Below are 14,907 nucleotides of genomic sequence, written 5' to 3'. Positions count from 1 at the left end.
ATGGGGCCGAAATCCCAACCAGGCACCAAGATCCGAGCCCTTCGACAATCTCACCGACCTTGGAAACGACAATGCCCGCCCGCTCCGGAATGGAGCGAGCGGGCATCGACAGAGCAGTTGCTCAGGCCTCGGTGTCCTCGGTGGTCTCCTCGGCGGGAGCCTCTTCGGCGTCGTCCTTGGGCTGGACCGCGTTGACGAATCCGGCGGCCTGGGCGGCTTCCTCGGAGTTGAACCAGACCTCGGCGACGGTCCGGCCGTACCACGGGGACTCCGGGGTGTGGTACTTCATCGAGTCCTCGTTGCCCTTGATGGTGAAGTCCTCGCTGGGAGCCTCCGCACCACGGAACGATCCCTCGCCGTAGTCCTTGCCGTCGGCCGGTGCCTCGTCGGCAGCCGGGGCTGCCTCAGCTGCCGGGGCCGGAGCCGGAGCGGCCTTGGCGGTGGAGCCGTTGGCCTTCTTGGAATCCTCGACCGACTCGGTGACCAGTTCGATCACGGCCATCGGAGCACGGTCGCCCTTGCGCAGGCCGACCTTGGTGATCCGCAGGTAGCCGCCCTCGCGCTCGGCGAAGGTCGGAGCGATCTCGGTGAACAGCGAGTGCACCACGCCCTTGTCGCGGATGGTCTGCATCACCTGCCGCCGTGCGTGCAGATCGCCACGCTTGGCCTTGGTGATCAACTTCTCGGCGACCGGACGCAGCCGCTTGGCCTTGGCCTCGGTGGTGGTGATCCGCCCGTGCTCGAACAGCTGGGTGGCCAGGTTGGCCAGGATCAGCCGCTCATGTGCCGCGCTGCCGCCCAAGCGAGCGCCCTTAGTGGGTGTAGGCATTGGTTGTTCTCCTCGGTGTTTTCCGGACCCGGCGTCTGTGCAGGCTCGGAATCAGTACTGTTCGGTCTCGGCGAAGTCGGCGTCGCCCTCGTCGCCCGTCGACTCCTCGTCGTCGTCGTAACGACCGATGGCCGACAGCGGGTCGAAACCGGGGGCGCTGTCCTTCAGCGACAGACCCATCTCGTGCAGCTTCAGCTTGACCTCGTCGATGGACTTGGAGCCGAAGTTGCGGATGTCGAGCAGATCCTGCTCCGAACGGGAGACCAGCTCACCGACGGTGTGGATGCCCTCGCGCTTGAGGCAGTTGTAGGACCGGACGGTCAGGTTCAGGTCCTCGACCGGCAGCGCCAGGTCGGCGGCCAGCTGCTCGTCGATCGGCGACGGGCCGATCTCGATGCCCTCGGCCTCGACGTTCAGCTCACGGGCCAGGCCGAACAGCTCGACCAGGGTGCGACCGGCCGATGCGACGGCGTCCCGCGGCTTGATCGCGTTCTTGGTCTCGATGTCCAGGATCAGCTTGTCGAAGTCGGTGCGCTGCTCGACACGGGTGGCCTCGACCTTGTAGGTGACCTTCAGCACGGGGCTGTAGATCGAGTCGACCGGGATCCGGCCGATCTCGGCGTCGGCGGTCTTGTTCTGCACCGAGGACACGTAGCCGCGGCCGCGCTCGACGACCAGCTCCATCTCGAGCCGACCGTTCTCGTTCAGGGTGGCGATGTGCAGCTCGGGGTTGTGCACCTCGACACCGGCCGGCGGCGCGATGTCGGCAGCGGTCACGGCACCGGGGCCGGCCTTGCGCAGGTACATGACGACCGGCTCGTCCTCCTCGGAGGAGACGACCAGTGCCTTCAGGTTCAGGATGATCTCGGTGACATCCTCGACGACGCCCTCCAGGGTGGAGAACTCGTGCAAGTTGCCGTCGATCTTGATGCTGGTGACCGCCGCGCCCGGGATGGACGACAGCAGGGTCCGCCGCAGCGAATTCCCCAGGGTGTAACCGAATCCGGGCTCCAACGGCTCGATGGTGAACCGGGACCGGTAGTCGGAGACAACTTCCTCCGACAGCGTCGGGCGCTGTGCAATAAGCATGGAACTGCCTTCTTCCTTCTCCGCATCGACCGCTATTTGACGATGCGATTGCGTGCTGCCGTTCCGGGGATCCGCCCCGGAACGGCCACAAGATCAACTTGGACCCACGCCAGTCCAAGCCATGTTCAGTTGTCCCTGCGGACCAGCGTCACCGGCGGGAGTAGTACTCGACGATCAGCTGTTCCTGAACGTCGACGGTGATCTGCTCGCGGACCGGGAGCTGGTGGATCAGGATCCGGTTGCGGTCGAGATCGGCATCCATCCAACCCGGCACGTCGCGCTCGCCGTGGGTCTCCTTGGCGATCACGATCGGGGTCGCGTTCTTGGACTTCTCGCGAATCTCGATGATGTCGTACTGGCTGACCCGGTAGGACGGGATGGTGACCTTCTGGCCGTTGACCTGGAAGTGGCCGTGTCCGACCAGCTGGCGGGCCTGGCGACGGGTCCGGGCGAAGCCGGCGCGGTAGACCACGTTGTCCAGACGGGTCTCCAGCAGCTTCAGCAGGTTGTCGCCGGTACGGCCTTCACGACGGAAGGCTTCCTCGTAGTAGTTGTGCAGCTGCCGCTCGAGCACCCCGTAGGAGTAGCGGACCTTCTGCTTCTCGCGGAGCTGGAGGGAGTACTCCGACTCCTTGATCCGGCCGCGGCCGTGCATGCCCGGCGGGTAGGGGCGGCGTTCGAACGCCTTGTCATTGCCGACGAGGTCCGTGCCCAGCCGGCGCGACTTCTTGGTCAAAGGACCGGTGTAGCGTGCCATGGTTCTTTCCTTCAGATGGGTTGGGACGGACGACTAGACGCGACGGCGCTTCGGCGGGCGGCAGCCGTTGTGCGGGATCGGGGTGACGTCGGCGATGGCGCCGACCTCGAGCCCGACCGCACCCAGCGAGCGGATCGCGGTCTCACGACCGGAGCCGGGGCCCTTGACGAAGACGTCGATCCGCTTCATGCCGTGCTCCATCGCGCGTCGGCCGGCGGCCTCGGCAGCCATCTGGGCGGCGTACGGAGTCGACTTGCGGGAGCCCTTGAAGCCGACGGTGCCGGCGGAGGCCCAGGCGATCACGGCACCGGTGGGATCGGTGATCGAGATGACGGTGTTGTTGAAGGTCGACTTGATGTGGGCCTGACCCGCGACGACATTCTTCTTTTCCTTGCGGCGCACCTTCTTGGCGCCAGCGCGGCCTGCAGTAGCCATAAGTTTTCAGATCTCCTGTGCGTTCACGGACCGCGTCAGCGGGCCTTCTTCTTGCCGGCGACGGGCTTGCGAGCGCCCTTACGGCCACGGGCATTGGTCCGGGTCCGCTGACCGCGGACCGGCAGACCGCTGCGGTGGCGGCGGCCCTGGTAGGAACCGATCTCGATCTTGCGACGGATGTCGGCGGAGACCTCGCGGCGCAGATCGCCCTCGGTCTGGTAGTTGGCCTCGATCCAGTCACGCAGAGTGATCAGCTGGTCGTCGGTGACTTCGTGAACGCGCAGATCGCCACTGACCCCGGTATTGGCGAGGGTCTCGGATGCGCGGGTACGGCCGATGCCGAAGATGTAGGTGAGAGCGACCTCGAGGCGCTTGTCGCGCGGCAGGTCGACACCGATCAAACGTGCCATGGTTGGCAGTGTCCTTGTCTGTTTGACGAGATCGTGTCCGGCCCTGCCGTCACGTCCCGCGGAGGTCGTCGCGTGATGCGTCCGATCTGAAGAGCAAGGAGACGTCCCCTTGGCCCCCGAGTCGGTCACCTTCTGGTGCGACCTCGGTTCTTCTTCTCGGCCCCGGCCTCCGACCGGGGGTGGTGGCCGGGTTCCGCCCGTCGAAGGATCGGATCCGGCCCTGCAATCACGTTGAAGAGGATTGTTCTGTTGTTGGATGCAGTTGTGTCTGCGGGATCAAGTGACCCCAGCGGGCCCTCGGCCAGCTTCAGAGTTTCAGCCCTGACGCTGCTTGTGCCGCGGGTTCGTGCTGCAGATCACCATCACCCGACCGTGCCGACGGATGACCTTGCAGTTATCGCAGATCGGCTTGACGCTCGGCTGGACCTTCATCGCAGTGACTCTCTGTCTCGCGCAGACCCGACCGACCTGGCCGTGCCTGGGGTGTGTGGTGGTGGTGCAGTGCCCGGTGGCCGGGCAACACCTCTGACGAGGGGGCTTACTTGTGCCGGTAGACGATCCGACCGCGGGTCAGGTCGTAGGCGGAGAGCTCGACGACAACACGGTCAGCCGGCAGGATCCGGATGTAGTGCTGTCGCATCTTGCCGCTGATGGTGGCCAACACCTTGTGACCGTTGGCCAGCTCCACGCGAAACATCGCGTTCGGCAGCGCCTCGACCACGGTGCCCTCCAACTCCAGGGCGCCTTCCTTCTTCGCCATAAACTCTCATTCGCAGGGGTGAGCAGGAAACAACGAACCACCGGCACAGGTGGCCGACATGCAACCTTACGCCAACCCGCCCGCTGGCCCAAATCACACCGGCGGCTCGCTCCCAATCCGCTGACCCGTCAGTTTCTCCCCGACTTGCCCGGCGTGTCGGGGAGAAACTGACGGGTCAGCTGATTGGGGGCGGGTGCTCTGGGTCCGGATCCGCCGAGACAGCCTTGTCGAGCAGCAGCTGACGCTCACGGGCGTTACCGCACAGCTCTGCCGCCCGCTCGAACTCCGCCCGCGCCTGAACCGATCTTCCCATCCGGAGCAGGACCTCGCCGCGGACGCTGGGCAGCAGGTGGGAGGCGGCCAGCTCGCCCCGGGCTACCAGCCCATCGACGATCTGGAGCGCGGCTGCCGGCCCGGCGGCCATCGACACCGCGACCGCGCGGTTGAGCTCGATGATCGGCGACGGCGCCAGCCGACCGAGTGCCTCATAGAGCAGCACGATCCGCTCCCAGTCGGTGCTCTGCACCGATGTGGCCAGGTCGTGCTGTTCGGCGATGGCGGCTTGCAGCCCGTACGCCCCCAGACCGCGGCCGACCGTTGTCGCCTTCGCCAGGGCTGCCCGCCCGCGGCCGATCGCCGATCGGTCCCAGCGCCGACGATCCTGATCCTCCAGCTGGACGAGATGACCGTCCGGCCCGGTCCGTGCCGGGAAGCGGGCGGCACTCAGCTCCAACAGCGCCAACAGCCCGTACACCTCCGGCTCGTCGGTGACCAGTCCGGCCAGCACCCGGGCCAACCGGATCGCCTCGTCGGCGAGCTCGGTCCGGATCAGCTCGACTCCGGTCGACGCGCTGGAGCCCTCGGTGAAGATCAGGTAGATCACGTTCAACACCGACCCGATCCGATCCGTCCGCTCGGAGGCCGGTGGCAGTTCGAACGGGACGCGCGCCGCAGCGAGGGTCTTCTTGGCTCGCGTGATCCTCGCCTGGATCGTCGGGATCGGCACCAGGAAGGCGCGTGCGATCTCCTCACTGCTCAGGCCGCCGACGACGCGCAGGGTGAGCGCCACCCTGGCTTCCTTGGCCAGTACCGGATGGCAGGCGATGAAGATCAACGCGAGCCGGTCGTCGTCGATCCGGTCCGGGTCGAACAGCAGGTCGTGATCGTCGGTGCCGGCGTCGGTCTCGGCGACCTCTCGCGCGATGGCGGCGTACTTGCTGTCGGCGACGGAGCGTCGGCGGAACGCGTCGATCGCCCGCCGCTTCGCGGTGGCCATCAACCAGCCCGCCGGCGAGGTCGGCATTCCGTCCCGCGGCCAGCTGACCAGCGCCTCGGCCAATGCCTCCTGGGCGACGTCCTCGGCCAGCGCGAAGTCGGAGGTGTAGCGGGTCAGCGCGCCGACGATCCGGGCGGACTCGATGCGCCAGACCGCCGCAACGGCCTGGCGCCCCGAGCTCACCGCCGGTCCCGGATCTCCGGGAGGTCCGGAGTCTGCTGGAAGGGACATAGCGGGTGACCGGTCAGAGCTGACCGGTGGACTCCCGCCAGGCGCGTTCCTTCTTGATCCACTCGTTGTCCTGCGGGAACTCGTCGATCGAGGCCACCCGGCGGACTTCGGCCTTGCTGCCCGGCCCGGCCAGTGGTGCCCGCTTGGCCCACTCGACGGCTTCCTCCAAGGACCCGACGTTGATCAACCAGAAGCCGGCGAACAGTTCCTTGGTCTCGCCGTACGGGCCGTCGGTGACGACCGGCTCCTCGGCGGAGTAGTCGACCACCAGGCCACTCTTCGGGTCGGGATCCAGTCCCTCACAGGACAGCAGGACACCGGCCTGGATCAGGGAGTCGTTGTAGCGCCCCATCGACTCGGTGATCTCGTCGAAGTCGACGTCGGCCGACGCCTCCAACGTCTCGTCGGTGGACCGCATGATCAGCATGTACTTCGGCATCGTTGCTCCTCGAGCTCGGGATCCGCTGTTCGGACCCTCTCACCCCCAGGTCGAACGACGAAACCCCCGATCAACACGCCGACCCGTCAGTTTCTCCCCGACTTTCCCGGAATGTCGGGGAGAAACTGACGGGTCGGCGGGGTGGAAGGTGGGGTCAGGAGCCGCCGAGCTTGGTGTAGACCTCGGCTGCGTTGTCCTTGGTGACCAGTTCGCCGGGCAGCGTGGTGTCCTTCTCGACGTCGGACTTGCAGTCGACCAGGATCTGCTTGGCCAGTTCGACCGCCTCCCGGCCGCCGGTCGGGTAGACGTAGGTCGCCTGCAGCCGTCCTTGCTGGACCGCCTTGATGCCGCCGGAGGCGATGGCGAGCCCGTCGATCCCAGTGAACTTGATCTTGTCCTGGACGCCTGCCGACTTGGCGGCCAGGTAGGCACCTTCGGCCATCGGGTCGTTCTGCGAATAGACCGCGTCGATGTCGGGATTGGACTTCAGCACGGTGTCCATCACCGACTGCCCCTTCTCCCGCAGCCATTCACCGGATTGGGATTCGACGATCTTGACCTTGGGGTTGGACTTGATCCCGTCGGCGAAGCCCTTCGTCCGCTCGGCGGCCGGCGTGGACCCGGCCAGCCCGGAGATCTCGACCACCCGGCCGCCGTCGGGCAGCATCGTGGTGGCGTAGTACTCCCCCATCGCCTTGCCGATGGCGGTGTTGTCGCCGCCGATGAACGCGGTGTAGGCGTCTCCGTCGACCTTGCGGTCCAGCACAATCACCGGGATCCCGCCGTCGTAGGCCTTCTTCACCACCTGGGTCAACGGTGTTGCCTCGTTCGGTGAGATGATCAGCAGGTCGACCTGCTGGGTGATGAAGTCCTCCACTTGGGACACCTGCTTGCTGTTGTCCTGGGCGGCGTCGGAGACGGTCACGCTGAAGCCCTTGACCTTCTTGGCTGCACGTTTGATGTCGTCGTTCATCACCTGGCGGTACGGCTCGGCGTTGTTGGCCTGCGACATCCCGATGCTGAACTCCTTGCCGGTGCCACACTCGGCCGCTCCGCTGGATTTGCTGCCGGGGTCGGCCTCGACGCTGCAAGCCGCCGCTGCCAGGACGGCCGCGACGGTGAGTCCGGCTCCGAGCAGCCGTCCCGTCCGCCGGCTCAGCTGCATCTTCATTCCTCGGATCATCATCGATCCCTCTCCTCGTTGTTGATCTTGCGATGGTGGATGGTGCGGTCCGACATGGGTCCGGGTTTCAGCCGGCGGAGGGGCGGAACCGTTGCAGGGCGGCCGCAGCGACGATCACCAGCCCCTTGACCAGCAGTTGCACGTTGGGGTCGATGCTGTTCAGCCCGAGGATGTTGTTCAGGATTCCGAGCAGCAGCGCGCCGGCCAAGGTGCCGACCATGCTTCCCGATCCGCCCATCAGGCTGGTGCCACCGATCACGACTGCGGCGATCGCATCGAGCTCGTAGCCGGAGCCGTCGTTCGGGCTGCCCTGGTTGAGCTGACCGGCGTGGATGATGCCGGCGATCGCGCTGGTCAGTCCGGAGATGGCGAAGACGGCGATCTTGACCCGGAGCACCGGAACACCGGCCAATCGGGCGGCCCGCTCGTTGCCGCCGATGGCGTACACGTGCCGGGAGAAGGTGCTGAATCTGAGCACCAGCACGGCGATCACACCGATCACGATGAAGATCACCGCCGGCACCGGCAGGATGCCGTTCAGGGACCCGGAGAGGATCGAGAACGCCGGTGGCGCCTCCTGGTGACCGGACCCGTACGCGATCGGGACGCCGACCCCGCCGGACCAGATCCGGGCCAGGCCGCGCGCGACCTGTAGCCCGGCCAGCGTCACGATGAAGGCCTGGATCCCCAGCTTGGCCACGGCCGCGCCCTGTAACAGGCCGAAGACGATCCCGATCATGATCACCAGCAGCACCGTCTCGGGAATGCCGAGCCCGTTGTTGACCATCAGGGTCGCCGTACCCACCGCTGCCAGCCCGAGGATCGCGCCGACGGAAAGGTCGATGCCACCGACCAGGATCACGAACGTCATCCCGATCGCGATGATCCCGATCTCCGACACCGCCCGGACGATGTTGCCCAGATTGCCGGCGGACAGGAAGACCAGCTCGCCGTGCCGGACCGGCGACGTGGCAATGCCGATCACGAAGACCACGACCAACCCGAACAAGCTCTGGAAACGGAAGATCACCTCGACGACCGATTGGGTGCGTGACATCCCGGCCAGTGCGCCACCACTCATACCCGCTCCTGTTCTCCGCTCGTCAGATCCCCCGGCAACTCGCCCATCGCGGCGGCCAGGATCGTGTCCTGGGTGGTGTCGCCGGCCAGCTCTGCCACCACCCGGCCGCGCCGCAGCACCACGATCCGATCGCAGACGCCGACCAGCTCCGGCAGCTCGGAGGAGGCCATCAGCACCGCGGTGCCGTCGGCGGCGAGGTCGCTGAGCAGCCGGTAGATCTCTGCCTTGGCGCCGATGTCGACACCACGCGTCGGCTCGTCCAACATCAACAGTCGCGGCCGGGCCAGCAGCTGCCGACCGAAGACGACCTTCTGCTGATTGCCGCCGGACAGGGTGCCGACCGCGACTCGCGGCGTCGCCGCCCTGATCCCCATCGCGTCGATCTGACTGTCGACCAGCCGCCGCTCGGCCGCACTGCGGACCACGCCGGCGGCGCTGATCGAGGAGAGCACCGACAAGGTCAGGTTGTGCGCCACCGAGTGCTGCAGCACCAGTCCCGCTCCGCGCCGGTCCTCGGGCACCATCGCCACTCCCGCACGGAGTGATCGTTTCGGTCGCCGGGGTCGGAAACGTCTTCCGGACAAGGTGATCTCGCCGGTGAGTAGGCCACCGTCAGCGGCGCCGTACAAGGTTTCCAGCAGCTCGGTGCGGCCGGCCCCCATCAGGCCGGCGAGGCCGACGATCTCTCCTGCCCGCACCGTGAGGTCGACGCCGTCGGGATCGGTACGCCCGGGTCGGGGCCAACGCCGCCGGTAGGCCAGCTGTCGGGTCTGCAGCACCACCTCACCCGGTGTCCGCTCATGATCATCGGCGAAGATCCGATCGGCTCGTCCGCCGACCATCATCGAGATGATCTCTGCTCGGGGCGTCGCCGCCGGGTCGACCGAGCCGATCAGCTGTCCGTTGCGGAGCACCGTGGCCCGGTCGGCGATCTTCTCGATCTCATCCATCCGATGGGAGATGTAGACGATCCCGACGCCGGCACGGCGGAGCTGATCGATCACCGCGAACAGCCGGTCGACCTCGGCGTCGGCCAGCGAGGCGGTCGGCTCGTCCATGATCAACACCCGCGCATCGAACTGCAGGGCGTTGGCGATCTCGACCAACTGACGTTCGCCCACCCGTAGGGTCCGGACCGGACGGTCGACGTCCAGCTCGATGCCCAGCCGCTGCAGTTGCTCGCGGGCCGAGCGCCGGAGCGTGCCACGGTCCAGGATGCCGAACCGTCTCGGCTCGCGCCCCAGCGACATGTTCTCGGCGATGCTCAGCTCGCCGACCAGGTCGAGTTCCTGGTGGATGGTGGCGATGCCGGCAGCCTGAGCGTCCGCGGGGCGAGCGAACCGCTGCACCGTCCCACCGACCTCGATGCGCCCCTGGTCCGGCATCAGGACACCGGACATGATGTTCACCAAGGTCGACTTGCCGGCACCGTTCTCGCCGAGCAGCGCCTGCACCTCACCCGGCTGCACGACGAAGTCGACGTCGGCGCACGCGACGACGCCACCGAAGCGCTTCCCGATCCCGGTCAGCCGCACCAACGCCGGCTCGTCGGCCACATCGCTCCCTGAAAAGATCCCGCGCTGCGACCCGATCACCGCAACGTTGCTGGAAGAAATCGATTTCAGCCAATCTAAGGGCGGCTTCGGAGCCTGTCAATCAACCACCAGCCCCTGGGCCCCAGACATCCTTCCCGCACGCCCAACAACGCCGACCCGTCAGTTTCTCCCCGACACGCCGGGCGTGTCGGGGAGAAACTGACGGGTCGGCGGGAAGGGTGGGCGGGTCAGAAGACGTGGCGCAGTCCCGGTAGCCGGCGTACGCCGGCGGCGACGGCGAAGGTGAGCGGTATTCCGAGCACGGCGGCGACCACGAAACCGAGCACCGCGTTCAGTCCTAGCGGCGCCATCGCCACTGCCAGCCAGGTGATCACCGGGGCGTGCACGACGTAGGCAGGGAAGGCCGATCGGGCGAGCTCGGCGGCGATCGGGCCCTGACGGTTGACGAACCGGCGGAAGAAGACCAGCAGCGCGAGGCAGCAGCCGATGGCGAAGGTCTGTTCCCACAGGGCGTACACCGCGGACTGCCAGGTGCCCCGCTGCGTCGCCTGCTCGACACCGGTGATCAGCACCGGCGACAGCACGATCGTGGCGCCCACCGCCACGATGCCGCCCACGATCCCGAACCGGGACGGCAGGTTGCGCAGCCAGCCTCGCCGATAGGCCAGGATGCCGACCACGAAGAAGGCGGCGTACTGCGGGATCTCGTAACCGGAGGCGATTTCGAGATACGGGACCGGGCTGGACAGCGGCAGGATGAACCGGAACAGGTAGGTCGTCAGCACCAGACCGACGCCGAAGATGATCACCGAACGACCGCGCAGGGTCTGGTCCCACGGTGACGGAGCCGGGCGACCACGACGGACCGCCAGATAGATCGCGGTGAAGATGATCAACACCTCGACGAACCACAGCGGACCGAAACCGATCGATGAGAGGTAGTCGGCAAACGTGTAGTGGCCGGTCGTCACCAGCTGGCCGTGCAGAGCAGCGACCGGGCCGAGGACGAAGACGAACAACACCAGCGGGACGCCGAGCCGCAGCGCACGATCCCGAATGAACTGCCCGACACCTTTCCGGTCTACCGACCCCGGGGTGAAATAGGCAGAGACCCCGAAGAAGAGACCCATGAAGTAGGCCTGATTGATCAGCAGGAAGACCAGGGACCCCAGTGTCGCCGCTTCCGGGCTGTTCGGCACCAGGTAGTACCACGGCCCGGAGCGGCCGAACGTGATCGCCAGATGATGCAGGATCACCAACGCGGTCAACCAGACTCGCAGGTTGTCGATGAAGAACATCCGTTGCCGGCCGTTCTGCTCCCGCTCTGCGGCAGGGATGGAGGATGCAACAGGCATGCTCATGATCATTTTCCGTTCGCGTCAGTAGGATCGGAGTCGGTCGACTCCTCACCCGAGGGACGATGGATTGCTCGCTCTGCAAAGTTGATCAACTGCGCACCGAAGCCGAGGACGTCGTAGTCGGCGTCGTACCGCAGTCGTGCGGAGACTCCGTCGATCGCATCCCGGATCAGGTAGGCGATGGCCATCGGATCGAAGTCGGTGAACTCGCCGGCGGCCTGGCCGTCCGCCAACAGCTCGGCCAGCGGGCGGACGACTTCCAGCTTGCCGGCTTCGTCGAAGCGCAGGCCGCCGTCCGGTCGGCGCAGATTGATGATCACCTCGCCGACGGCGACGATCTGACCTCGATTGGCATCCAGGAAGTCGATGTTGCCCTGCAGATAGGCGCGCAGCGCACCCTTGGCATCCTCGGCGGCGACGATGTGGGGGATCATCTCCTCAGCACCCCGGGTAAAGGCGTCGATCACCACCTGCTCGAGAAGATCGTCCTTGCCGTCGAAGTGGTAGGACACGACACCCTTGGCCACACCGGCCTGATCGGCGATCCGGGCCAGGCTGGTGCCCGCATAGCCCTTGGTCGTCAACACCTGCACCGCAGCCTGCAGGATCTGCGCCCGCCGGGCGGTTGCAATGAACGACTTCCGCCCGTCCGACGCGGGCGTCTCCGAGGAAGAATCTGACCGCATGGTCAAATTTTAGGCCGCCTGGACAATTTCGCGCAATCAGGGTTCTCCCCCGACCTCAGCGCGGACACAGCGCACAGCACGTCGGCCGCCTATTCCCATAGCCAGCCGATAGTTCAGCTGGTAGCGTCCCTCTTCGCGTTGCTGATCCGTCGGGAGGGCGATGATCGACGATGGCGTCCCGTTCCGAGGTCGGACTGTCGAGTCGGTCCGGCTGTTCGGATTGGCCGTCCGGATGGTGTGGCGGGTCGGACCGCTGCTGTTGGCCCTAGCCGATCGCCGGATACCTATCTAACAAACGGTCGGCTTTCTACCTAACAAACGGTCGGGCTTCTATCTAACAAAGGGTCGGGCCCGGCTCGCCATCGGTCCGCTCCCAGGGCCCGATCATCGGCGGTAGAGCAGGTACGGACGGCGACGGCGGTTGAAGTCGGACAGCTCGTCGGACCAGCCGTCGACGATGTCGTCCGCGGTCGCGCCGGCCTCGAGCTGGGTGCGGAAGCGGGCCGAGCCGGTCAGCTTGTCCAGCCACTGCCCCTGGTAGGCGTCGGACGGGTAGGTCCGCCAGGCGAAGCCGTCGTACAGATCACGCAACGCGACCAGCATCTCCGCCGTCGTCCGGATCGGCTGCACCTCCGCCGGTTCGAGCAGGTGCACCTGGACGCCGCCGCAGACCTTGCCTTCGTTCTTGGAGAAGGTCGGGGTGAAGTAGGCCTCGCGGAAGTAGACCCCGGGCAGGTTGCGCTTGTTCAGCATCGCGGCCCACTGGTGATCGACGTACGGTGCGCCGATCAGCTCGAACGGCCGGGTGGTCCCCCGCCCCTCGGACAGGTTGGTCGCTTCGAACAGGCAGGTACCGGCGTACAACCGTGCCGTGTCGGCGGTCGGCATGTTCGGACTGGGCAGCACCCAGGGCAGACCGGTGTCGGCGTACAGCGTGTCGGCCCGGTAGTTGGCGACCTCGATGACGTCCAGCTGCGGCAACCGGCCGCCGGCCCGGTCGGGCATGAATTCGCCGTCGTAGAAGCGGGCCAGTTCACCGGCCGTCATGCCCTGCTGCTGGACGATGAAGTCCTGGCCGACACCGGACGTGAAGCCGTCGGTCATCAGCGGACCGTCGGCCTGGCCGCCGATCGGAACCGGGCGGTCCAGCACGACGAAGCGCAACTGCTTGCGCACCGCGGCGATCATCGCCTGATACATCGTCCAGATGTAGGTGTAGAACCGGACGCCGACGTCCTGGATGTCGAAGACGATCGTTTCTACGCCGGCCTCGGTGAACAGCTCGGCGAACTTGTCGGCCTGCGCACCGTAGGCGTCGTAGACGGTCACGCCGGTGCGTTCGTCGACGTAGGTCTCCTCCGACTCGCCGGCCTGGGCTGTACCCCGGAAACCGTGCTCGGGCCCGAACACCGCGGAGACGTTCACCCGCCCGGACTCCACCATCGCGTCGACGATGCTGATCATCCGGTCACTGACGATGCCGGTCGGGTTGGTGATCACTCCGAGCTTCTGCCCGCTCAGCGCCGACCAGTCGTCGGCCGCCGCACGATCAGCGCCGGGCAGCACCCGACGCCCACCACCCGGCGTGGTGTGACCCGGCTTTCCGTGGGTCGGATCCTGCCGACGCGGCGTGGCTGCGGCTTGGCCGGCGATGCCGGTCGCTGCAGCGGCGCCCAGGCCGATCGTCGAGCCGATGATCATGCCCCGACGGGACAGCGACCCGGTGTTGGGTTCGGAACCGCTCATGACGTTCCCCCTTGATCAGCCCTGCGAACAAGCTCGGGGCTCTCGACGACCCCGCCGCTCCTGTGAAGAAGCTACTCAGGGACCGATCGTGGGGTCAAGGGTGTGCAGCGGTCAGCCGGCCGAGCCTTCCCGGGCTGCCCGTTCACGATAGAGATCGACACTCTCCCGCAGGGCCTTCACGATGTACGGCGGGACTTCCATGCCCTGCTTGTTGGCCCACAGCAGTCGGGCCTCGACCCGGCCGATCTCCCGGGCGTACTCGTCCATCCCGTCCTCCATTCCGAGGTCGAGAACGACCGCCCCCATGTCCGCCTTGTAGCGGTCCATCGCGTTGGTGCCGACCAGGCCGTAGGACTTCTCCCGCAGCACCCGGGCCAGGAACATCTGCCAGGGCTTCAACTCACCGTTCTGCACCATGGCCGTCGCCGACATCTGGTAGAAGGCGAAGTGGCCTGGCTCCTGCTGCTTGATCGGGCTGATGATCGTTTCCGAGATCGCCCGCTCGCCCATCTCGTTCAGCCCGGTGTGCAATTGGTTGTAGGCCAGCACGGCCTGCCGCTCGGTGCTCGCACCGGTCAGGTAGTACAGCAGCTTGGCGATGTCCTGGATCGGCTCGAAGTGTGCCAACGCGCCGAGCATCTTGATCTTGGCCGAGACGTCCAGATGCGGCTCGGACGGTGTCATGTCCAGGTCCTGTTGCAACCGGTCCAGGATCAGCCCGTGCTGGATCTCCTGCGGCTGCCAGACGTCGGCGTAGAACATCCGATTCGTCTCGTCGACGTCGGGCAGTAGGACGAGCAACTCCAACACGTTGCGATCGACCTCGAGCTCGACCCGCGCCAGATAATTGAGCACGTTGCTGTACTTCTGCTTGACCAGGTCGGGGTTGTTGACGGTCCGGTCGACCGAGTCCAAGGGGATCGGCGGATACAGATCGCCCAGCCGCTTGACGTGGTCAGCGATCTTCTGACCAGTGATGATCTGCCGGGGCACGGTGTCAACCATAACCGTGGCTGAGACGATCCGACGACTCGCACCGTGTGGGCTTGACCACAAAAAGTTAGGTACGCC

At 66.4% G+C, this 14,907-nt stretch carries 17 protein-coding genes; 1 reads left to right on the top strand and 16 read right to left on the bottom strand.

Translation table 11 applies throughout. From position 1 onward, the window contains the following. Positions 1-121: 121 nt before the first annotated feature. The 6 genes from rplQ to rpmJ form a co-directional block, all read right to left on the bottom strand. Positions 122-829: a 50S ribosomal protein L17, sunset domain variant gene (rplQ, locus tag BLU38_RS18675; protein ID WP_091526975.1), complete on the bottom strand. Its 708-nt coding sequence runs from the start codon at positions 827-829 to the stop codon at positions 122-124. A gap of 51 nt (positions 830-880) precedes the next feature. Next, positions 881-1,918, bottom strand: a complete 1,038-nt coding sequence (locus BLU38_RS18670) for a DNA-directed RNA polymerase subunit alpha (RefSeq protein ID WP_091526974.1) — start codon at positions 1,916-1,918, stop codon at positions 881-883. Positions 1,919-2,066: 148 nt separating this feature from the next. After that, a complete protein-coding gene (gene rpsD, locus BLU38_RS18665; RefSeq protein WP_091526973.1) occupies positions 2,067-2,675 on the bottom strand; it encodes a 30S ribosomal protein S4 in 609 nt (202 codons plus the stop codon). Between the two features lie 33 nt (positions 2,676-2,708). Then, positions 2,709-3,110: a 30S ribosomal protein S11 gene (gene rpsK / locus BLU38_RS18660; protein ID WP_091526972.1), complete on the bottom strand. Its 402-nt coding sequence runs from the start codon at positions 3,108-3,110 to the stop codon at positions 2,709-2,711. 35 nt (positions 3,111-3,145) lie between these two features. Further along, positions 3,146-3,520, bottom strand: a complete 375-nt coding sequence (gene rpsM, locus BLU38_RS18655) for a 30S ribosomal protein S13 (protein ID WP_091526971.1) — start codon at positions 3,518-3,520, stop codon at positions 3,146-3,148. Between the two features lie 315 nt (positions 3,521-3,835). After that, a complete protein-coding gene (rpmJ, locus tag BLU38_RS18650) occupies positions 3,836-3,952 on the bottom strand; it encodes a 50S ribosomal protein L36 (protein WP_091526970.1) in 117 nt (38 codons plus the stop codon). On the opposite strand from rpmJ, the gene BLU38_RS31240 reads away from it, so the two are divergent. Then, entirely contained in the window at positions 3,903-4,049 is a 147-nt protein-coding gene (locus BLU38_RS31240) for a hypothetical protein (RefSeq protein WP_172836028.1), read from the top strand. The two genes, rpmJ and BLU38_RS31240, sit on opposite strands and share 50 nt — an antisense overlap. Positions 4,050-4,058: 9 nt before the next feature. Here the strand turns inward: BLU38_RS31240 and infA are convergent, their stop codons facing one another. The 10 genes from infA to BLU38_RS18600 form a co-directional block, all read right to left on the bottom strand. After that, complete coding sequence (gene infA, locus BLU38_RS18645; RefSeq protein WP_091075514.1) at positions 4,059-4,280, bottom strand: translation initiation factor IF-1; 222 nt, start codon at positions 4,278-4,280, stop codon at positions 4,059-4,061. A 175-nt stretch (positions 4,281-4,455) separates the two neighbouring features. Further along, positions 4,456-5,739, bottom strand: a complete 1,284-nt coding sequence (locus BLU38_RS18640) for an RNA polymerase sigma factor (RefSeq protein WP_231919920.1) — start codon at positions 5,737-5,739, stop codon at positions 4,456-4,458. Positions 5,740-5,800: 61 nt separating this feature from the next. After that, complete coding sequence (locus tag BLU38_RS18635) at positions 5,801-6,226, bottom strand: YciI family protein (protein WP_091526968.1); 426 nt, start codon at positions 6,224-6,226, stop codon at positions 5,801-5,803. Between the two features lie 154 nt (positions 6,227-6,380). Then, positions 6,381-7,397: a substrate-binding domain-containing protein gene (locus BLU38_RS18630; protein ID WP_231919919.1), complete on the bottom strand. Its 1,017-nt coding sequence runs from the start codon at positions 7,395-7,397 to the stop codon at positions 6,381-6,383. Between the two features lie 79 nt (positions 7,398-7,476). Next, a complete protein-coding gene (locus BLU38_RS18625) occupies positions 7,477-8,490 on the bottom strand; it encodes an ABC transporter permease (RefSeq protein WP_091526967.1) in 1,014 nt (337 codons plus the stop codon). Further along, positions 8,487-10,046 carry a sugar ABC transporter ATP-binding protein gene (locus BLU38_RS18620; protein ID WP_091532745.1) on the bottom strand — a complete coding sequence of 520 codons (1,560 nt, stop codon included), beginning with the start codon at positions 10,044-10,046 and terminating at the stop codon, positions 8,487-8,489. The genes BLU38_RS18625 and BLU38_RS18620 overlap by 4 nt, the downstream gene beginning before the upstream one ends. 227 nt (positions 10,047-10,273) lie before the next feature. Next, on the bottom strand, positions 10,274-11,401 hold the full coding sequence (locus BLU38_RS18615; RefSeq protein ID WP_157683550.1) for an acyltransferase family protein: 1,128 nt from the start codon (positions 11,399-11,401) through the stop codon (positions 10,274-10,276). 8 nt (positions 11,402-11,409) lie between these two features. Continuing rightward, complete coding sequence (locus tag BLU38_RS18610; protein WP_091526965.1) at positions 11,410-12,090, bottom strand: TetR/AcrR family transcriptional regulator; 681 nt, start codon at positions 12,088-12,090, stop codon at positions 11,410-11,412. A 384-nt stretch (positions 12,091-12,474) separates the two neighbouring features. Further along, complete coding sequence (locus BLU38_RS18605; RefSeq protein ID WP_231919918.1) at positions 12,475-13,836, bottom strand: exo-beta-N-acetylmuramidase NamZ family protein; 1,362 nt, start codon at positions 13,834-13,836, stop codon at positions 12,475-12,477. Positions 13,837-13,947: 111 nt separating this feature from the next. Continuing rightward, on the bottom strand, positions 13,948-14,829 hold the full coding sequence (locus tag BLU38_RS18600; protein WP_091532741.1) for a GTP-binding protein LepA: 882 nt from the start codon (positions 14,827-14,829) through the stop codon (positions 13,948-13,950). Positions 14,830-14,907 lie beyond the last annotated feature (78 nt).

The sequence above is a fragment of the Microlunatus soli genome, assembly GCF_900105385.1.
In the GTDB taxonomy this organism is placed as follows: domain Bacteria; phylum Actinomycetota; class Actinomycetes; order Propionibacteriales; family Propionibacteriaceae; genus Microlunatus; species Microlunatus soli.
This window is presented reverse-complemented; position numbering and strand designations above follow the sequence as displayed.